Annotated in this window: 12 protein-coding genes; 4 read left to right on the top strand and 8 right to left on the bottom strand. The window is 68.0% G+C overall.

Translation table 11 applies throughout. The features are described from left to right. Window positions 1-184: 184 nt before the first annotated feature. The 5 genes from ACH46_RS17620 to ACH46_RS17640 form a co-directional block, all read right to left on the bottom strand. A complete protein-coding gene (locus ACH46_RS17620; protein WP_062394079.1) occupies window positions 185-784 on the bottom strand; it encodes a TetR/AcrR family transcriptional regulator in 600 nt (199 codons plus the stop codon). Window positions 785-925: 141 nt separating this feature from the next. Continuing rightward, window positions 926-2,437 carry an aldehyde dehydrogenase family protein gene (locus ACH46_RS17625; RefSeq protein WP_062394080.1) on the bottom strand — a complete coding sequence of 504 codons (1,512 nt, stop codon included), beginning with the start codon at window positions 2,435-2,437 and terminating at the stop codon, window positions 926-928. A 247-nt stretch (window positions 2,438-2,684) separates the two neighbouring features. After that, entirely contained in the window at window positions 2,685-3,842 is a 1,158-nt protein-coding gene (locus tag ACH46_RS17630) for an acetyl-CoA C-acetyltransferase (RefSeq protein WP_062394081.1), read from the bottom strand. A gap of 41 nt (window positions 3,843-3,883) precedes the next feature. Further along, window positions 3,884-4,690, bottom strand: coding sequence for an SDR family oxidoreductase (locus ACH46_RS17635; protein ID WP_062394082.1), 807 nt, complete (start codon window positions 4,688-4,690; stop codon window positions 3,884-3,886). After that, window positions 4,687-5,952 (bottom strand): acyl-CoA dehydrogenase family protein, encoded by a 1,266-nt coding sequence (locus ACH46_RS17640; RefSeq protein WP_062394083.1) that lies wholly within the window; start codon window positions 5,950-5,952, stop codon window positions 4,687-4,689. Before ACH46_RS17640 ends, ACH46_RS17635 begins: the two co-directional genes overlap by 4 nt. Window positions 5,953-5,994: 42 nt before the next feature. Here ACH46_RS17640 and ACH46_RS17645 point away from each other — a divergent pair, with 42 nt between their 5' ends. Further along, window positions 5,995-7,539, top strand: a complete 1,545-nt coding sequence (locus ACH46_RS17645; RefSeq protein WP_062394084.1) for a FadD3 family acyl-CoA ligase — start codon at window positions 5,995-5,997, stop codon at window positions 7,537-7,539. Window positions 7,540-7,618: 79 nt separating this feature from the next. On the opposite strand, the gene ACH46_RS17650 is transcribed toward ACH46_RS17645, so the two are convergent. Continuing rightward, window positions 7,619-9,151 carry an AMP-binding protein gene (locus ACH46_RS17650; protein ID WP_062394085.1) on the bottom strand — a complete coding sequence of 511 codons (1,533 nt, stop codon included), beginning with the start codon at window positions 9,149-9,151 and terminating at the stop codon, window positions 7,619-7,621. A 40-nt stretch (window positions 9,152-9,191) separates the two neighbouring features. Between ACH46_RS17650 and ACH46_RS17655 the strand changes: the two genes are divergently transcribed. After that, window positions 9,192-10,067 (top strand): helix-turn-helix transcriptional regulator, encoded by an 876-nt coding sequence (locus tag ACH46_RS17655; protein WP_226995668.1) that lies wholly within the window; start codon window positions 9,192-9,194, stop codon window positions 10,065-10,067. A gap of 96 nt (window positions 10,068-10,163) precedes the next feature. Here ACH46_RS17655 and ACH46_RS21825 read toward each other — a convergent pair whose 3' ends face one another. Next, window positions 10,164-10,778, bottom strand: coding sequence for a glycine-rich protein (locus tag ACH46_RS21825; protein ID WP_062394086.1), 615 nt, complete (start codon window positions 10,776-10,778; stop codon window positions 10,164-10,166). A gap of 364 nt (window positions 10,779-11,142) precedes the next feature. Between ACH46_RS21825 and ACH46_RS17665 the strand changes: the two genes are divergently transcribed. Both ACH46_RS17665 and ACH46_RS17670 read left to right on the top strand, forming a co-directional pair. Beyond that, a complete protein-coding gene (locus ACH46_RS17665) occupies window positions 11,143-11,541 on the top strand; it encodes a hypothetical protein (RefSeq protein ID WP_062395593.1) in 399 nt (132 codons plus the stop codon). A gap of 4 nt (window positions 11,542-11,545) precedes the next feature. Beyond that, window positions 11,546-11,749, top strand: a complete 204-nt coding sequence (locus ACH46_RS17670) for a hypothetical protein (RefSeq protein ID WP_062394087.1) — start codon at window positions 11,546-11,548, stop codon at window positions 11,747-11,749. A 57-nt stretch (window positions 11,750-11,806) separates the two neighbouring features. Here ACH46_RS17670 and lysS read toward each other — a convergent pair whose 3' ends face one another. Next, window positions 11,807-13,327: a lysine--tRNA ligase gene (lysS, locus tag ACH46_RS17675; protein WP_062394088.1), complete on the bottom strand. Its 1,521-nt coding sequence runs from the start codon at window positions 13,325-13,327 to the stop codon at window positions 11,807-11,809.

Below are 13,327 nucleotides of genomic sequence, written 5' to 3' on the forward strand. Positions count from 1 at the left end.
GTGGGTCGAGTTCGACGCTGCGAGCTTGCGAGCAACGATCGAGTATCGAGACCTCCGGGCTGGCGGGCTGGGTCATGCACCATCGAAAACAACTGCGTGCCAGCGAAACTCACGGTGGTCTCGATACTCGTCGAGCGCTCGCAGGCTCGCGTCGGCGAACTCGACCATCCTGAAAGCAGCGCCCTTACCGGGGCAGGATGCCGTCGAGGACGATCGACAGGTACTGGTCGGCGATCTGCTCGACGGTCATCGAGCCGCCGGGGCGGTACCAGCGGACGGCGACCCACACGGTATCGCGCATGAAGCGGTAGACGAGGTCGATGTCGAGGTCGGCACGGAAGTCGCCCTCGTCGACGCCGCGGCGGAGCTGCGACTCCCACAGGCGGCGGAACTCGACGTTGCGGTCGCCGATGTACTCGAACCGATCCTGACCGAGGAGATGGCGCGACTCGTTCTGGTAGATCGCGACCGCGGTGTGGCGGGAGTCGATGGCCTCGAACGACGCGACCACCAGCTGGCGGAGAGTATCGGTCGCAGGGAGTCCGGCATCGACGATCTCGCGGTAGCGAGCGAACAGCGAGTCCAGAAAGTCGCGCAGCAACTCGTCGACCATGGACTCCTTGGAGTCGAAGTGGTGATAGAGGCTGCCGGACAGGATTCCCGCGGCATCGGCGATGTCGCGTACCGTTGTCGATCGCAGCCCGCGATCGGCGAACAACTCCCCCGCGATGCCGAGGAGCTCGTCCCGCCGACTCGGACCGCTCGTCGTCTTCGACGCCACCATGCCTCCCTCGATTGTTCCGCTCCCTTCACCCTAGCAAACGCTTGGTTGGTGAAACTGTCGGCGTCTGCTACTCGACGCAAAGACGCCACCGCCGCGGACTCGTCTCCGAGTCCGCGGCGGTGGCGTTGATCAGGCGAGCGGTCAGCGCTTCTTCGCCGACTTCTTGACGGCACGACCGTTCATGAAGCGCCAGAACTTCATCTGCATGTCGGCCATCCGCCGATCACGCTTGGTGAACGGCGCGGTCATGATCTCCGCGAACGAGATCGGCAGCTTGGACACCGTCACCGCGCGGGCATGGCTGAAGGTGTTGAAGCCGAACTCGCCGTGGTAGTTGCCCAGGCCGGACCGGCCGACGCCGCCGAACGGCAGGCCCTGCGACAGCATGTGCAGGCCGAAGTCGTTGCCGGAGATGGACCCGCTGCGCGTGTTGTCCGCGACGGTCTTGAGGTTGTCGTTGTCGTCGCCAGCCCAGTAGAGGGTCAGCGGGTGGCCGCTGGAGTTGATCTTGTCGATCGCCTCCGACAACACGCGGTACGGGTACACGGTCAGGACCGGGCCGAAGACCTCGTCGTCCTCGATCTTCATGCCGGGGGTGACGCCGGTCAGCAGCGTCGGCGGGATCTTGCGCACAGCGTCGTTCGGGAGCTGCTCGCCGGCCGGCATCACCTGGCGCTTCTGTGCACCGAGTTCGACGGCGTCGTCGATCAGCCCGACGATCCGCTGGTAGTTCTTCTCGTTGATGGTCGACGTGTAGTCGTCGTTGTCGACGATGGTCGGGAAGTTCTTGGTCCAGCGGGCGATCACCTTCTCGGTGAACTCGCCGACCTTCTCCTCCGGAACGAAGACGTAGTCGGGACACAGGCACACCTGGCCGCCGTTGATCATCCGGGCGTCGGCCAAGAAGTGCGCGGCCTTGGTGATGTCGGTGGTCTTGTCGACGATCGCCGGGTTCTTGCCGCCGAGTTCCAACGTCACCGGGACCAGGTTCTTCGCGGCTTCCTGCGCCACCGAGGAACCGACCTCGGGCGAGCCGGTGAAGAACATGTGGTCGGCCTTCAGCTTGGCGAAGTCCGAGCCGCCGCCGTGCTTGCTGGTGATGACCGCGAGTTCCTCGATCGAGAAGTAGTCCGGGGCGACGCGCGCGATCACATCGGTGGTCTTCGCGGTGATCGACGACGGACGCATCAGCACCCGGTTACCCGCGGCGAAGGCCGACGCGGCGGGCACGATCGTCAGCTGCAGCGGGAAGTTCCACGGCCCCATGATCGCGACGACACCCAGCGGATCGCGGCGCAGACGCTGTTTGAAGCCGAGGGCGCCCGCGATGCGCGCGACGTTGGTCTCCTTCATCCACTTCTCGGCACTGCGCCGCTGGTGCGCGATGTCGATCATGCAGCCGGCGACGTCGGCCGCGATCGAGAGGTCGGCGGGCCGGGTGCCGAAGTCTGCAGTCAGCGCAGCGGTGATCTCGTCGGCGTGATCGAGCAGCATCTGCCCCAGACGATTGATGCGATCGATGCGGGTGTGCGCGTCGGGGATGCCATCACGCAGGAACGCCGCCTTCTGGATCTCGAGCAGCTCTTCCATCGTGTGCGACTCGGACGAGACCTTGTCTCCGGCACGCACCGCCACATCAGCAGGCTTGGTCATTCCACACTCCACTCACTTGTTTGAGACAAATTTGCCTTCTCATCCCAAGTGTAGCGGGAGCGTGGCGCCGATCACAGGGGGCACGGTCTCCTCAGTACAGAACTTGGTCGCCATCTCAATGGCGCCACCAACGGCGATACGGTCGGCGAGCCTTGCGAGATCCCCGCGATCGCGTTCTTGCCCGGTGACGACGCGAGGCCCGGGCCGACATGTCGTCGGCCCGGGCCCAGCGAAACCGCGGTGAGCGTCAGCCCAGTCGCTCGATGATCGTCACGTTCGCGGTGCCGCCGCCCTCGCACATGGTCTGCAGACCGTAACGCCCGCCGGTGCGCTCCAGTTCGTTGAGCATGGTCGCGAACAGCTTGGCGCCGGTAGCGCCGAGCGGGTGACCGAGAGCGATGCCGCCGCCGTTCGGGTTCACGCGGGCCGGGTCGGCGCCGGTCTCCTTCAGCCACGCCAGCACGACGGGGGCGAAGGCCTCGTTGATCTCGACGACGTCGATGTCGTCGATGCTCAGGCCGGTCTTCTCCAGCGCCCACTTGGTGGCCGGGATCGGCGCCGAGAGCATCATCACCGGGTCGTCGCCGCGCACGGTCATGTGGTGGATGCGGGCGCGCGGCGTCAGGCCGTACTCCTTCAGCGCCTTCTCGGAGACGACGAGGGTGGCGGATGCGCCGTCGCAGATCTGCGAAGCGACGCCCGCGGTCAGGTCGGATCCTTCAGCGAGGACCTTGAGGGAGGCCATCTTCTCCAGGGAGGTGTCACGCGGGCACTCGTCCACGACGCAGTCTCCGAGCGGCACGTACTCGTTGTCGAAGTGACCGGCGGCGATCGCGGCCTTGGCACGCTGGTGGCTCTGGAGGGAGAACTCCTCCATGTCCAGGCGGCTGATGTTCCACTTCTTGGCGATCATGTCGGCGCCGACGAACTGGCTGACCTCGGCGTCGCCGAACCGCTCCTGCCAGCCCTTGGACTCGGCGAACGGGGTGGTGAAGCCGAGCTCCTGGCCGGCGATCATGGCCTGGCTGATGGGAACGGCGCTCATGTTCTGGACGCCGCCGGCAAGCACGACGTCCTGGGTTCCGCTCATGACACCCTGCGCTGCGAAGTGGATGGCCTGCTGGCTGGAGCCGCACTGGCGGTCGACGGTGGTGCCGGGGACGCCGAGCGGCATGTCTGCGGCGAGCCACGCGGTGCGGGCGATGTTGCCCGCTTGCGGTCCGACGGTGTCGACGCAGCCGAAGACGACGTCGTCGACCACGGCGGGATCGATGCCGGTGCGTTCGACGATCGCCTTCATCACGTGGGCGGCGAGGTCGGCGGAGTGGACGCCGGCGAGCGAGCCGCCGCGCTTGCCGACGGGCGTGCGGACGGCGTCGACGATGTAGGCCTGGGGTGTGGTCATGGGAGGTTCTCCTTGGGAGGGGTGGGGCCTGGCTGCGAGCGTCAGGCTCGCTGGCTGGAGACGGCGACGACCTCGCCGGTCATGTAGGTGCTGTAGTCGCTGGCGAGCATGGCGATCACCGAGGCGATCTCCCACACCTCGGCCGCGCGGCCGTAGGCCTCGCGGGAGGCGAGCTCGTCGAGCAGCTCGTCGGTGGTGACCTTCGCCAGGAACGGATGCTTGGCGATGGACGGCGAGACGGCGTTGATGCGGACGCCGTAGTCGGCGGCCTCGACGGCCGAGCAGCGGGTCAGCGCCATGACGCCGGCCTTGGCGGCGGCGTAATGCGCCTGGCCGCGCTGGGCACGCCAGCCGAGGACCGACGCGTTGTTCACGATGGAACCGCCGTGGCCCGCGTCGCGGAAGTAGCGCAGGGCGGCGCGGGTGGCGCGGAAGGTGCTGTTCAGCGTGATGTCGAGGACGCGGTCCCACTGCTCGTCGGTCATGTCGGCGACGGGGGTCTCGCCGCCGAGGCCCGCGTTGTTGACCAGTACGTCGATGCGGCCGAGCTGCTCGGCGGCGTTCGTGATGAGGGCGTCGACCTGCTCGGTACTGGAGACGTCACAGACGAACGAGGTCACCTGGCGGTCGGGGAACTCCGCGGTCAGCTTCTCGACGGTCTCGCCGAGGCGGCGCTCATGGAAGTCGGAGACCAGCACGTCGCCGCCCTCCATGAGGACGCGACGGGCGGTCGAGAAGCCGATGCCGGTGCCTGCGGCGGCGGTGACGACGACCTTCTTGCCCGCGAGGAGGTCGTGACCGGGCGTCTCTTCGGGAGGAGTCGCGAGGGGGGAAACGGGTCGGGTCATGCTGGTCGTGCCTCTCGGGGAAGGCCGAGCACACGCTCGGCGATGATGTTGCGCTGCACTTCGTTCGAGCCGCCGTAAATGGTGTCGGCGCGGGTGAAGAGCAGAAGTCGTTGCCACTCGTCGAGTTCGACGTTCTCCGGATCGGAGAGGTCGTTGGCACGACCTTCCGTGGTGGCGGGCGGGCCGATGAGCGACGGCGCTCCGACGACGGCGACGGCGAGTTCGCCGAGGTCGCGGTGCCAATTGGCCCACAGCAGCTTGGTGACCGACGCGGCGCCGGCCTCGGAGACGATGTCGCCGGCGAGCGTCCGGCGGGCGTTGGCCTCCATGACCGTGAGTCCGACCTTGGCGCGGCGCAGGCGGGCGGCGATCTCCGGGTCGTCGACGGCGCCGTTGCTGTGGGCGATGGCGATGAGGTCGTCGAGCTCGCGGCGGAAGCCGACCTGCTGGCCGAGGGTGGAGACGCCGCGCTCGAACTGCAGCAGTCCCATCGCGACCTTCCAGCCGTCGCCCGGTGCGCCGACGATCAGGTCCGCGTCGGTGCGGGCGTCGTCGAAGAAGACCTCGTTGAACTCGGAGGTGCCGGTGATCTGCTGGATCGGGCGGATGGTGACGCCGGGCTGGTCGAGCGGGACCAGCAGGAAGCTCAGGCCCTTGTGCCGGGTGGAGCCCTTCTCGGTGCGGGTGATGACGAAGGCCCACTGCGACAGGTGCGCGAGGGACGTCCAGATCTTCTGGCCGTTGATGACCCACTGGCCGTCGTCGAGGACGCCGGAGGTCGAGACGCCGGCGAGGTCGCTGCCCGCGCCCGGCTCGGAGTAGCCCTGCGCCCAGAGCTCGGTGACGTTCACGATGTGCGGCAGGAAGCGTTTCTGCTGCTCAGGCGTGCCGTACTCGATGAGCGTGGGACCGAGGAGCTCCTCACCGAGGTGATTCACCCGCGCGGGCGCGTTGGCCCGCGCATACTCCTGGTGGAAGATGATCCGCTGCTCGATGGTCGCACCGCGACCGCCGTGCTCGGTCGGCCAACCGAGGCAGGTCCAGCCCGACGCCGCGAGGTGTCGGTCCCATTCCAGTCGCTCGGCGAAGAACTCGTGTTCGCTGCCGGGACCGCCGCGCCCGCGGAGCTCGGCGAAGTCGCCGACAAGGTTCTCCTCGAGCCAGGTGCGCACTGCTTCGGCGAAGACGGTCGCCGCGTTCGGCGTCGCCTCTGCCCATTCGCCCAGATCGACGGTGCGATCGGCGAGATTGATCGTCGTCATGACCGCTAGCTTAACCTACCAAGCATTTGCTAGGTTTTGGTTATGTTCCCGAACGTGCTGACCACCCCTGCTGCCCTGCATCGCGCCGAGAAAGAATGGCCCGACGGTGTCGCTGTCGTCGACGACCAGTGGGGACACCGCGTCAGTCTCACCTGGCCCGAACTCGCCGACCAGGTACGACGATTCGCCGCCGGCCTCATCTCGCTCGGCGTGCAGCACGGCGACCGCGTCGCCGTCTGGGCGCCCAACAGCTTCCACTGGCCGGTCGCCGCACTCGGCGTCCAGTACGCCGGTGCCGTTCTGATCCCGCTCAACACCCGCTACACGGTGAGCGAGGCGTCCGACATCGTCGACCGCGCCGGCGCTCGGGTGGTCGTGGTGTCGGGCGCGTTCGCCGGAATCAACCGTCTCGCCGAGGTTCTCGGATCGTCGATCCCGCAGGGGCGCACCGTCGTCTCCGTCCCGCTCGACGACGCCGCCGAGGCCGACGGCGTCCTCACCTGGGACGCACTGATGGCGACTGCCACCGACGAACTGATCGCTCAGGCGCGCGAGCGCGCCGACGCCGTCGCCGAGGACGACCTCTCCGACATCCTGTTCACCTCGGGCACCACCGGCGCACCGAAGGGTGTGATGGCCGAGCACCGGCAGACCATTCACGGTTCGCACGCGTGGGGCGCCAACGGACGGCTGTCTGGGACCGACCGCTACCTGATGGTGAACCCGTACTTCCACACCTTCGGCTACAAGGCCGGCATCCTGCCGTGCCTGCTGTTCGGCACCGCCATGGTTCCGCTCGCCGTCTACTCGCCGTCGGTGTCGATGGAGGTGGTGGCGAAGGAGCGGATCACCGTCTTCCCCGGCGCCCCGACCATCTTCCAGACCATCCTCGACGACCCGAAGCGCACCGAGCACGACCTCTCGAGCCTCCGCCTGATCGTCACCGGCGCGACCATCGTGCCGGTCGTGCTGATCGAGCGCCTGCAGTCCGACCTCGGCGTCGAGACCGTCGTCACCGCCTATGGACAGACCGAGACCAGCGGTTTCATCACCACGTGCCGGCCCGACGACGACGCCGTCACCGTCGCCACCACGTGCGGTCGTGCGTTCGACGGCATGGAGGTGAAACTGTCGGAGCAGGGCGAGGTCCTCACCCGCGGTCTGATGGTGATGCGCGGCTACCTCGACAATCCCCGCGCCACCGCCGAGACCATCGACGCCGACGGGTGGCTGCACACAGGCGACATCGGCACCCTCGATGAACGCGGCAACCTCACCATCACCGACCGTCTGAAGGACATGTACATCTGCGGCGGTTTCAACGTCTACCCCGCCGAGGTGGAGCAGTTGCTGTCGCGCTTCCCCGACGTCACCGAGGCCGCCGTCATCGGCATCCCCGACGATCGGCTCGGCGAGGTCGGCAAGGCCTTCGTCACCGTGAAGCCGGGCGCCGACGTCTCCCCCGACGCCGTCATCGCGTTCGCGAAGGAGCACCTCGCGAACTTCAAGGTCCCGCGCGTCGTCGAGATCATCGACGCCCTCCCCCGCAACGCCTCCGGAAAGATCCTGAAGCGCGAGATGCGCTGAGTCTCCGACCGATACAGAAAGATTTGGCGACATCTTGCCGCTGTGAGCGGCAAGATGTCGCCAGACTTCTCGCGCCCGTCTACGACCGCCGCAGAATGAACCGCTGAATCTTGCCGCTCGGCGTCTTCGGCAGCGAGTCGACGAAGTGCACGGTCCGCGGGTAGGCGTGCTTGGAGTACTGGTCGCGGACCAGGTTCTTCAGCTCGGTCTCCAGAGCGTCGGTGCCGTCGAATCCGTTGCGCAGCACAACGAACGCCTCGACCACCTCGCCGCGGATGCCCTCCGGGTCGGGGCGGCCGACCACGGCGACCTCGCTGACCGACGGATGCCCGGCGAGGACGCTCTCGACGTCGAACGGTCCGATGCGGTAGCCGGCGGCGAGGATCACGTCGTCGTCGCGGGAGGTGAAGGAGAAGTAGCCCTCGTCGTCCACCTTGCCGGTGTCGGCGGTCAGGTACCAGGCACCGTCGTCGGTGAAGCGTTCCGCGGTCTTCTCTGGCGCGGCATCGTACGCGGTGAACCACAGCAGCGGGCTGTCGGCGACGTTGATCGCGATCTGACCGTCGACGATGCTGCAGCGGTAGCCGGGCATGGCCTGCCCCATCGATCCGACCTTCAGCGGCTGCGCGAGTTCCGGATGCCAGTGGTTACCGATCACCATGCCGAGCTCGGTCTGCCCGTAGTGGTCGCGCACCTCGCAGCCGAGGTTCTCCACGCCCCACGCGACGATGTCCGGGGTCAGCGGCTCACCAGCCGACGACGCGCGGCGCAGGCTGATCGCACTGAGGTCGGCGCCGGCGCGCATCGCGCGGTAGATGGTGGGCGCGGCCGCGAAGTTGGTGACGCCGAACTTCTCGATGACCGCGACGGTGGACTCGGGTGTGAAGCCCTGATTGAGCAGCAGGCTGGTGCGTCCGGCGACCATCGGCGCCAGCAGCGCGTAGTAGAGGCCGTACGCCCAGCCCGGGTCGGCGGCGTTCCAGAAGACGTCGTCCTCGCTGACGTCGAGCGAGTAATGCAGGTACGTCTGGAACGAGGCCAGGCAGTACAGCGGCACCGGAACGCCCTTCGGCTTGCCGGTGGTACCCGACGTGTAGAGCTGCACCAGCGTGCCCTCGCCGCCGATCGCGACGGACTCGGCCAGCGGCTGCGCGTTCTCGGCTTCGGCGACCAGCTCGTCGACGTCGAGCACGGTGACGGCGGCGATGGGGTCCACCTTCTCGCGCTGCGAGGCATCGGTGACCACGTAGCGAGCACCCGATCCCTCGGTCCGGAGCTCCACGGCGCCGGTCGCGAAAGCGGTGAACAGCGGGACGTGGACGGCGCCGAGACGCCAGAGGGCCAGCAGCGTGACGACCAGCGCGCGACGCTTGCCGAGGAGGACCGGCACGCACTCCCCGCGGGCGATCCCCTTGTCGGCCAGCACGGTCGCCATCCGACGCGACTCCTCGGCGAGCTCACCCCAGGTCAGCGACACCGCGGAGAGGTCGGGCTCCACGAGGGTGAAGGCGACGGCGGTCGGATCGTGGCGGTCGCAGAGGAGGTGAGCCGCGCTCGCCTCGGGACTCCGATAGGCCTCCAGCCAGGCCTGGGTCTGCTCTTCCGCGTTCATCCGAACTCTCCTAGTCGTCTCGACGGCACGATCTGAGACAATGATCGTTGTGACCCGCGACACCGGCAACCCTCCGAAGAGGGGTGCGACCCACGACGACCTCGGTCGGCATCTGCGCCGCCCGTTGGAGCGGCTCCGCAGGCACACCGGCGCCAGCCTCGCCTTCGCCGGCCGCGTGGTGCCCGGCCGCGGGGCCGACGACCACGGGATCGAGCTGAGCTACTTCGACGGCGACGTCGTCGGTCCGCTCCGCGGCGCGCTGCTCGACGCCGGGCACGGACTCGGCGGCCGCGTCCTCACCAGCCGCCGGGCGACGGCGCTGCACAATTACGTCGAGTCGCCGCTGATCACCCACACCTACGACGCGATCATCCGCGCCGAGAAGCTCCGCTCGTTCGTCGCCGCACCGATCATCGTGGGCCGCAAGCAGATCGGCGTCCTCTATGCGGCCCGCCGCAGCAGGCACGACCAGCTCGACGCCTCCCTCGACGCGGTCGCGGACGAGGCGCGCGCCGTCGAACAGCAGCTCACCGTGTCCGAGGTCCTCGGCATGCGGACCGACGAGGAGGAGATGGAGCTGGCCGCCTGGCGCACCCGCGTCCAGGACTCGTATACCAAGCTGCGCGGGCTCGCCGACTCGGTCGATGACCCGTCCGTCCGCGCGCAGATGCTGGAGATCGCAGCCGAACTCGCGGGTCAGGCGCCCGACGACGACCTCGCCGTCCACCTCACCGCCCGCGAACAGGACGTCCTCGGCCTCCTCGGCGCCGGTCTCACCAATCCCGCGATCGCCGACCGGCTCGGCATCGGCCTGCACACGGTGAAGGGACACGTGAAGTCACTGCTGGTGAAGCTCGACGCGTCGTCGCGCTTCGAGGCGGTCGTGAACGCACGACGGGTGCGGCTGATCCCGTGACGCGGCACCCCGCTCGCTAGGACGAACCGAACGAGAACAGATCTGCCAGGCTGCCCGTGCTCGAGCCTCCAGAACCGCCAGTCGAATAGACGATCGTCACCGACGGCCGATCCCGCACCGTCGTGGGGTTCTCGAGGTACCGACCATTGAGCATCGAGGAACCGCCGCCACCGCCCCCATGTTCGGCACCGCCACCGCCTCCGTAGTACCCGCCGCCACCGCCGCCGCCGTTGCCGGTGGCGTCAGTGCCGACTCCGAGCCGACCACCGGATCGTGCATCCGTGTCTGCACCCCTGCCTCCCCCGATGTAGCCATACCCGGATTGGCCAGCGCTTCCACCGTTGTACACTTCTCCCCCTCCTCCACCGCCCCACTGTCTCCGCCGCCGTTCGCGCCTCCCCGAGCAACGGATCCGTCTTCTCTGCTCTCGCCAGACCCCGCCACGTGGATGAACACCGTGCGATCGGCGGGCACGGACACCGCACCCGAGACCTTTGCCCCGAGACCGCCGACTCCGTTGGGGACGACTCCGCCTCGGCCACCGATCGCCGTCACGGTCAGCCGCCACACTCCCTCGGGAACGACGAACTCGGCCGTCTCCGCCTCCCGCCACACACACGTCACCGTCGTGCCCGACTCCGTGCAGTGTTCGTCGAGCGCAGCATGCGCCGCGCCCGGCGCGGCCACCGCCGAGGCGCCGATCAACGTCATGCCCGCACACACCCTCGACCACCTGCGAAACACACTCATTGCCGCTCCTCACTTCGGAAATCACCGATGACGCCGACCGCCATCGCGACGACGAGACCACACCCAGCCACCGGCCCGCGTCACCTGCACTACCTGCTTTTCGGGCGGGTACTACCTAATGGCTGCGGTGCCCTTCTCACCACGACACGGGCGCGTGACCGCCGGTCAGCACATCCGCTGATGGGCGTCATTCATTCGGACGACCGTCGGGCAACGCTGGAAACGCTCCCCCGCGACAGTCCAAGTAAGCGGTCGACAACACCGACAGACGCAGGGCAGCGCGGTCGGACCGCTGCCGCTCCACCTGCGAGAGGAAGTGACCATCATGCGCACGCGCATCAGCACGACCACTCGAATCGCGGCGACCGCCCTCGCCGCCGTCGCCGTCGCGGCGGGAACGGGAGCCGTCGGCGCCGGAACGGCCGCGGCCGACGGCCTCCCCGGAGGGCCGTACTGCAGCGGCCCCGCCAAGATCCTCGCCGAGTCGGCGTGGTCCCGAGTCGCGATCTGCCCGGTGCAGGGACCGACCGGTTGGGCGTACGAAGGAGTCGCCAAGACGACCGGCGATCCCATCGCGATCTGGGGCGCCACCTGGGATTACAACGGCTTCCACGCGAGCAACAACGGATACACCTACCACGTGCACCGCGATCGCCTGATGATCACCGCCCCCAACGGGACGCTGATCTCCGACGAGCCGTGGATCACCTACGAGGAGCGCTGATCGAATGACGTCGAAGTACACGAAAGCAGCCCTGACCGTCGCGACCGCAGCGGTCGCCGTCGCAGCACCGCCGCGTGCGAGCAGCGGGTATCACGTCGCTCATCGCGGGTACCGCTTTCACGTGCGACCGGACGCTTTGGAGATCGAGGGGCCCGACGGCAACGTCGTCTCGTACGAGCCGTGGATCCTCTACGAATCGACCGAGTAGCCCGAGGAAGAATCTGTGGGATCTGAGCCCTCCACGGGCTCAGATCCCACAGAATTCTCAGTTCTGAACGGGCTTCACCAGCGGGAACAGCACCGTCTCGCGGATGCCGAGACCGGTGATGGCCATCAGCAGGCGGTCGATGCCCATACCGGTGCCCGCGGTCGGCGGCATGCCGTGCTCCATCGCGGCGAGGAACTCCTCGTCGAGGACCATGGCCTCGTCGTCGCCGGCGGCGGCCAGTCGCGCCTGGTCGACGAAGCGCTCGCGCTGGATCACCGGGTCGACGAGCTCGGAGTAGCCGGTCGCGAGCTCGAAGCCGCGGACGTAGAGGTCCCACTTCTCGACGACGCCCGGGATGGTGCGGTGCGAACGCACCAGCGGCGAGGTCTCGACAGGGAAGTCGCGGACGAAGACCGGCTCGTCGAGCTTGCTGCCGACCATGTGCTCCCACAGCTCTTCGACCAGCTTGCCGTGGCCGTAGCCCTTGCCCTTGGGGACCTCGAGGCCGACGCGGTCGGCGATCTTCAGCAGGTCCTCGACCGAGGTCTCGACGGGGACGATCTCCTCGCCGAGCGCCTCGGACAGCGACGGGTACATCGACAGGGAGGTCCACTCGCCGGAGAGGTCGTAGGTGCTGCCGTCGGGCATGGTCGGCGTCAGGGTGCCGACCGCGCCCAGCGACACGGCCTGGACGAGCTCGCGGATCATCACGGCGGCGTCGTCGTAGGTGCCGTAGGCCTGGTAGGTCTCGAGCATCGCGAACTCGGGCGAGTGCGTGGAGTCGGCGCCCTCGTTGCGGAAGTTGCGGTTCACCTCGAAGACTCGCTCGATGCCGCCGACCACGCAGCGCTTGAGGAACAGTTCCGGCGCGATGCGCAGGTACAGGTCCATGTCGAAGGCGTTGGAGTGGGTGACGAACGGTCGTGCCGCGGCGCCGCCGTGCAGCGTCTGCAGCATCGGCGTCTCGACCTCGAGGAAGTCGCGATCGGTCATGAACTTGCGGAGTTCGGCCATCGCGGCGACGCGGGTGCGGGCGACGGCGCGCGCCTCCGGGCGAACGATGAGGTCCACGTAGCGCTGGCGGACGCGGGACTCCTCGTTCATCTCCTTGTGCGCGACGGGAAGCGGACGGAGGGACTTCGACGCCATCTCCCAGGCGTCCGCCATCACCGACAGCTCACCGGTGCGGGAGCTGATGACCTCGCCGTGGATGAAGACGATGTCGCCGAGGTCGGTGTCGGCCTTCCAGCGGGCGAGAGCTTCCTCGCCGACGCCGTTGAAGCTGACCATCGCCTGCAGCTGAGTGCCGTCGCCCTCCTGGAGGGTGGCGAAGCAGAGCTTGCCCTTGTTGCGCAGGAAGATGATGCGGCCGGCGACGCCGACCTTCACACCGGTCTCGGTGTCGGCTTCCAGCTCCGGGAACTCGGCGCGGATCTGCGCGAGGCTGTGGGTGCGCTCCACGGCGACCGGGTACGCCTCGCGTCCCTCGTCGAGGATCCGCGTCCGCTTGTCCTGGCGGACCCGAACCTGCTCGGGAGTCTGGTCTGCATGCTGGGCGTTGGAAGGCTGGTCACTCAC

Source organism: Gordonia phthalatica (assembly GCF_001305675.1).
GTDB classification, from domain to species: domain Bacteria; phylum Actinomycetota; class Actinomycetes; order Mycobacteriales; family Mycobacteriaceae; genus Gordonia; species Gordonia phthalatica.

Bases quoted from the DNA above. Each gene is read 5' to 3' on its own strand.
- ACH46_RS17620 (WP_062394079.1), bottom strand. From the start codon at position 784: ATGGTGGCGTCGAAGACGACGAGCGGTCCGAGTCGGCGGGACGAGCTC.
- ACH46_RS17625 (WP_062394080.1), bottom strand. From the start codon at position 2,437: ATGACCAAGCCTGCTGATGTGGCGGTGCGTGCCGGAGACAAGGTCTCG.
- ACH46_RS17630 (WP_062394081.1), bottom strand. From the start codon at position 3,842: ATGACCACACCCCAGGCCTACATCGTCGACGCCGTCCGCACGCCCGTC.
- ACH46_RS17635 (WP_062394082.1), bottom strand. From the start codon at position 4,690: ATGACCCGACCCGTTTCCCCCCTCGCGACTCCTCCCGAAGAGACGCCC.
- ACH46_RS17640 (WP_062394083.1), bottom strand. From the start codon at position 5,952: ATGACGACGATCAATCTCGCCGATCGCACCGTCGATCTGGGCGAATGG.
- ACH46_RS17645 (WP_062394084.1), top strand. From the start codon at position 5,995: ATGTTCCCGAACGTGCTGACCACCCCTGCTGCCCTGCATCGCGCCGAG.
- ACH46_RS17650 (WP_062394085.1), bottom strand. From the start codon at position 9,151: ATGAACGCGGAAGAGCAGACCCAGGCCTGGCTGGAGGCCTATCGGAGT.
- ACH46_RS17655 (WP_226995668.1), top strand. From the start codon at position 9,192: ATGATCGTTGTGACCCGCGACACCGGCAACCCTCCGAAGAGGGGTGCG.
- ACH46_RS21825 (WP_062394086.1), bottom strand. From the start codon at position 10,778: ATGACGTTGATCGGCGCCTCGGCGGTGGCCGCGCCGGGCGCGGCGCAT.
- ACH46_RS17665 (WP_062395593.1), top strand. From the start codon at position 11,143: ATGCGCACGCGCATCAGCACGACCACTCGAATCGCGGCGACCGCCCTC.
- ACH46_RS17670 (WP_062394087.1), top strand. From the start codon at position 11,546: ATGACGTCGAAGTACACGAAAGCAGCCCTGACCGTCGCGACCGCAGCG.